Genomic DNA, 5024 nt, shown 5'->3' on the forward strand with positions numbered 1-5024 from the left:
TTAACCGCCATTTTCTTGGCTATAGTAGCATACTCATCTGCTACATCATTAAATCCTAACATCCTGGCGATCTCGCTGTAACCAGCTATTCCCATGATTGCTTTCACTGATAAGTTCGCATTATGAGCCCAATGCCCGGCAAAATCATCAGTACACAACTGGTTACTCGGGTCCTGTCCATACTCTACAAGATAGTTGGTCCAAATCGTCAAAATATCCCAATATTTTTTGGCATAATCAGCATTTCCTTCGACTTTTGCAAGAGCTGCAGCAAGGATTACCATATTGCCACTTTCTTCAATCGGCATATCACCACCGTAAACTTGTCCATTCGCAATCGGATAAGTTCCAAGATCATGTGCAGCAAAAGGTTTATTCCAACGTCCACTAGCACTATATTCGAAGATACTCGTCATCATCGCTTTTACTAATTCAGGGTTATAAACCAAGAAAAGAGGAGCAGAAGGATAAGTCAAATCAACCGTATTTACGCAGCCATTACTATTATTTTCTTTAGAAAACCATAGCAAATTGCCCTCTTTATCTGTAAACAGCTTGTGAGCAGACATCACTTGACGATAAGATACAGAACAAATCTCCGCATATTTCTTACCACCGGCCTTTTCCGCATCGTTATAAATTAATTCGTCAAGGGCACGACAACGTTCCATTATGGACAAATAGTTGTCTCTCAATTTCTCGAAAGCGTCGAAGATTGTAACCTTACCATCATGCTTCCAATATCCCATACGCTTTTCATACATATATTCTATGGAATAAATGTCATCATAGCCAATCATCATAAAGCCTTCTTTTCCATTTTGAGAAACCATGCCTAAGTTATGTGTATATGCCATGGCTGGAGTATTTTCCTCCTTGCGAGTTTCCCATTTTGTCTTTGAAGAAGCTAATGTTCCATTTTTAACAAATGACTCTTTCATTCCATAATAATCACCTAGACTTACTGATTTTCCAGCTCCATTTACACCTGCAAGGTATACATATCCCCAGTCAGCACAAATCAAATCACCTTTACGGTCACATATTGGCTGGTCAATAGAGCCTGCTTCTACATAACTAATACCATTTTTAGACAATGTACGCGCGATAGTCGGCTGATTACTCTCATTGATGGTCAATTCTGGAGTTGTTTCTATATAGAATTGCACATCGTGTTCTTTTTTATCTAGCGAACGAACACGATAAGAAACATAGTTAATTGGAGTTGATAGTAAATCCAGGTCATCAATTAATTGAGGAGCAGTAAATACGATATCCAGTTCTACTGGTCCACAAGCAAATGTATAATAGCTAGAAGTTGCTAATACATCAACAGACTTTTGCACAGCTTCATTTGCAAATTTTACAGCATTCTCCTTTTCACGGAACAAGCCAAAATCGACATATGAGCCTCCTGTCGTATTATGGCAATGTGCTGCAATTACATTTTTGCCATTACGGAGTTTCTTCTTTGCCGCATCTGATAGTTTCAGAGATACATTATCTCTCCACACAAGACCGGTTGAAACCAGTTTTTCTCCATTCAGATATAGTTCAAATACATCGTCATGAGAATAAATCAGGTAAATATCTTCTGCTATATCCTTATCATTGAAATCAAATGTGCGGCGAATATAAATGTCGGTATTATCACCTTTCCATTCTGTATGAACGCGTTGCATGTCACGGCTACCGAAAGCAGCTTTGCCTTTCTTCCAATTGCTATCATCAAATTGCAGCTCTTGCCATCCATTTGCCGGTTGATTGTTAGTATAAGCAGCTTCCCAACGCTCTACATTAGTCATAGGGGCAATAGGAATCAAGTTGATTTTATCTTTTCCTAAAAAACGATAGACTTTTCCATCTACACGCAAAGCGCCTAATAAAGGTTTCTTGGCATTTGTCCAGTGTTCTGTACTGCCTTCCATTAGGTTATCATAAGGAGACCAGATCGAAAAATATGGATCTGAAACAACAATGGGCACCGAAGGGGCTCGTAATGCTATTTCTTTAGAAGGCTTTAATAGGTCAACTGTCTGAGCATTAACCATTAAACCAACTGAAAGAGCCATCATGGCTAGTAGTTTCTTCATAAATACTTCTTTTATTTTATCTACAAATTTAAGGTTATCCATTCATCAATCTTATTTACCTTCAAGAAAAACAAAACCTACATTCTCTTTTATGCTACTTTTTACCTTAAGTAATACCTTTGAAAACTGCAATCTTTATACCTTAATATTCCTGTTATCTCTGTGTACCTTAAAACTATTAACTAATATCTAAAATGAGTACTCTTAAATTTTGTATAAAATGCTAAGTAAAGAAGTTGTTGCAGAGTCGTGTTTTCTTAGTGAATCCGAACTCGTTTACTTAACTTGTTTTTCATAGCATCTTATTTGTAACACCGCAAATTAATGGATTTAATAACATAAAATAGGAAAATAGATGTTCAAGAAAGGATAAAATCTAGTCTTTTTCATGTTTCAAACCTTCTTTTAACAGGTATACAAGCTAAAAGAAGGCCGTTTGAACAGTTTTTTTTCTTTTCTGAATAGTATTTTTCCTAAACTATTTGAGGAAATGCCCCAATAACTGAAAGCTTGGAACTTTAACAAAAGAGGTATTGGTCATTTCAGATACCTTTCGTAAATTTGCATCACGAATGCAATACAGGTTATTACTATAGCAAAATATACTCCATATATAAAACCAAAGTACGTTACCCAAGAGGGTACTACTGTACTTTATGTTCGATATAATTACGATCGAACAAGACGTACGCTTATATCTACCGGATACAATATTAGACCCGAACATTGGGATTCTAAAAAGAAGTGGATTAAACGTGCATGCCCCAACTATGATGAAATCGATACCTGTTTGATTAAGATCACATCTAAGCTTGGTGACATTCTGACTTATGCTAAAGAAAATGGCATAGATCCGACTGTAGAATTTGTCCTGCTCGAATTGGAGAAAAACAGAGAATATGGACTGCGCCCTAACCGGGTAGATATGTTTGAGGCATTAGAGCGATATATATTAGAAAAGACACCATCTGTTTCCGCTGATCAAATCAAAGACTACAGAACACTCCGCAAACATCTGAATGGTTTCAAGAAGTATTCATCACAACCGGTAACATTCCGTAATCTAAACCTGACATTCTATAATGAGTTTATGGATTATCTATTCCATAAGGTTGTAAAGCCAAATGGGACAATAGGGCTACTTACTAACTCCGCCGGAAAGATAATACGATTATTGAAAGGTTTTGTGAATTATCAGATTGTTAAAGGAGTTATTCCGCCAATTGACCTAAGAAATTTCAAAGTAGTAGAAGAAGAGACTGATGCTATTTATTTGAATGAAAAAGAGTTGGCTGCAATATATGAGCTTGATTTATCCGGTGACAAGCAATTGGAGGAAATCCGAGATGTGTTTATTACCGGGTGTTTCACCGGGTTGCGATATAGTGATCTTTCTACATTAAGTCCTGAGCATATTGATTTGGACAATGAGAATATAAATCTTAAACAGCGGAAAGTACATAAGGCTGTTGTTATTCCTATGATTGATTATGTACCTGAAATTCTTAAGAAGTATAATTATGACCTTCCTAAAATCCCGAGATATATGTTCAATGAGAAGATCAAAGAACTGGGACGTCGAGCTAAATTAAGGCAGAAAATCGAAATAGTTCGTAAGAAGGGTAATGAAAGAGAAAAGAAAGTATATGAAAAGTGGGAAATGATATCTTCGCATACGTGCCGCCGCTCATTTTGTACAAATATGTATTTATCTGGTTTCCCTGCAGGAGAATTAATGCGTATATCTGGTCATAAAAGTCCCGCTGCTTTTATGCGATATATTAAGGTCGATAATCAACAGGCTGCTAAAAGACTCAAAGAATTGCGAGCTAAACTTGCAAATTTGGGGTAGCTGTAAGAAATGCCTTTCGGAGTCTGAATAAATACAGGCTACATCACCGCCCTATTCACTATAGTAAAGCAGAAAAAATCAATAGTATCTAAGGTTTGTTTGACACCCGGATTTTATGTATACCGACACCCGGGTGTCAGATATGTCTCTCATGCAGTCCAAAATTAATTCAAAGCTACATTATTTAATTCTTTCTTATATATTATACATAATAGTGCAGCAAATCTTATGCAAAAATGAAGTCAAGTCAGCCAGGCATGATACACTATCATATTTTTAGATTATATATGTTTACATTATCCATATTCTCCTTAACCATTTGAAACCTCATTGCTTCCTGTTATGTTTCATAGTTACACCATATGGCATCATGAATTCCTCATTATGTTTTATCTTATTCGTATTTGGTATATATATCTTTTTTTGTTTGTATTATATGTTTTAATTTACTATGCAATAATGATTTATGCAAAATAGAATTGTTTCTTTTATAATATGTTTCTTTTATATATTGTAAATATAATTATATTTTATTTAATAGATTTTTTTAAGATTTTAAATCTATTATCATCCACCTTTTATATTACGACACAATTATCGATTTACATATACTGTTTTGTACCTAAACAGACAACACAAAGACAACACAAAAGACGATATATTATTGTATATTAGTTGATTACAATAATAAAAGGCGGTTTGGACAGTACTGGACCCGGAGAACCAGTTGTGCACGGACGACTTTGCCGGGCATTGGGCTCATAATGCGAACTTGTCAGTGAAAGCAATTATGGGAATAGCTGGTTACAGCGAGATGGCTAAAATGTTAGGATTTAATGATATAGCAGATAAGTATGCTACTATAGCCCAGAAAATGGCAGTCAAATGGGAGGAAATGGCAAATGAAGGAGATCATTATCGCCTTGCTTTCGATCGCAAAAACACTTGGAGCCAAAAGTACAACATGATCTGGGATAAGATGTGGAATCTGAACCTCTTTCCTAATAATGTAATTGGCAAAGAAATCAATTATTACTTGACTAAGCAGAATCCTTATGGATTACCATTGGATTCTCGGA

Annotated in this window: 2 protein-coding genes and 1 pseudogene; 2 read left to right on the forward strand and 1 reads right to left on the reverse strand. The window is 35.7% G+C overall.

All coding sequences use genetic code 11. The features are described 5' to 3' along the window. Positions 1–2093 (reverse strand): glutaminase domain-containing protein (locus HMPREF2794_RS08390; protein WP_070612318.1); only part of this gene is annotated, 2093 nt, incomplete at its 3' end. Between the two features lie 613 nt (positions 2094–2706). Between HMPREF2794_RS08390 and HMPREF2794_RS08395 the strand changes: the two genes are divergently transcribed. Together HMPREF2794_RS08395 and HMPREF2794_RS29460 are read left to right on the forward strand one after the other, a co-directional pair. After that, complete coding sequence (locus HMPREF2794_RS08395) at positions 2707–3945, forward strand: site-specific integrase (protein WP_309569012.1); 1239 nt, start codon at positions 2707–2709, stop codon at positions 3943–3945. A gap of 712 nt (positions 3946–4657) precedes the next feature. Then, positions 4658–5024, forward strand: a pseudogene (locus HMPREF2794_RS29460) (glutaminase domain-containing protein); the annotation flags it as partial.

This window comes from Bacteroides sp. HMSC067B03 (assembly GCF_001811315.1).
Taxonomy (GTDB): domain Bacteria; phylum Bacteroidota; class Bacteroidia; order Bacteroidales; family Bacteroidaceae; genus Bacteroides; species Bacteroides faecis.